At 66.2% G+C, this 527-nt stretch carries 1 protein-coding gene and 1 pseudogene; both read right to left on the minus strand.

Translation table 11 applies throughout. The features are described from left to right. Window positions 1-96 (minus strand): annotated as a pseudogene (locus RNB18_RS50985) (phenazine biosynthesis protein PhzF); the annotation flags it as partial. Window positions 97-234: 138 nt separating this feature from the next. Beyond that, window positions 235-527: lamin tail domain-containing protein (locus RNB18_RS50990; protein WP_311720924.1), on the minus strand; the 293-nt coding region annotated here is incomplete at its 5' end.

Here is a 527-nt window from a genome sequence, read left to right on the forward strand (position 1 = left end):
CGATGCGTCCAGGACGACGCCTGCGGGGTTTCCGCCCCCGGGGTCGGCGGAGAAGGCGGTGTAGCGCAGGATCTCGGGCTCATGATCATGTGTCATGCGGCACCCTAACCCTGTGCCCCGCCCCCGCGCCGCGCACACTGTCCCGGCCCTTCCGGCCGGTCCGCGTACGGCTGCCGCAGTCCCCCCGAACCGCGGCAGCCCCCATGGGTACGGCGACCCGTCAACGGCGACCGGTCAGTGGCAGTTCTTCTTGCCCTGGTTCGCCGGGGTCGACTTCTTCCAGGAGCAGGAGTCCTGGAGCTTCCCGTTCGGCTTGATCAGCCGGGCCTTGTCGCCGGTGTTGTTCCAGACGTACGAGCCCCGGTTCCAGTACACGGTGCCCGCCACGTTCTTGCCCTTGCCGGTACGGAGCTTGACGGTCTTGCCCGCGCCGATGGTGTAGCTGCCGAAGGTGTAGGTGTAACCGGTGTTGTCCTTCACCTTGAAGCCCTTGAGCTGGACCTTCTTCTTGCCGTTGTTGTGGATGT

This window comes from Streptomyces doebereineriae (genome assembly GCF_031845645.1).
Classification (GTDB): Bacteria; Actinomycetota; Actinomycetes; order Streptomycetales; family Streptomycetaceae; genus Streptomyces; species Streptomyces canus.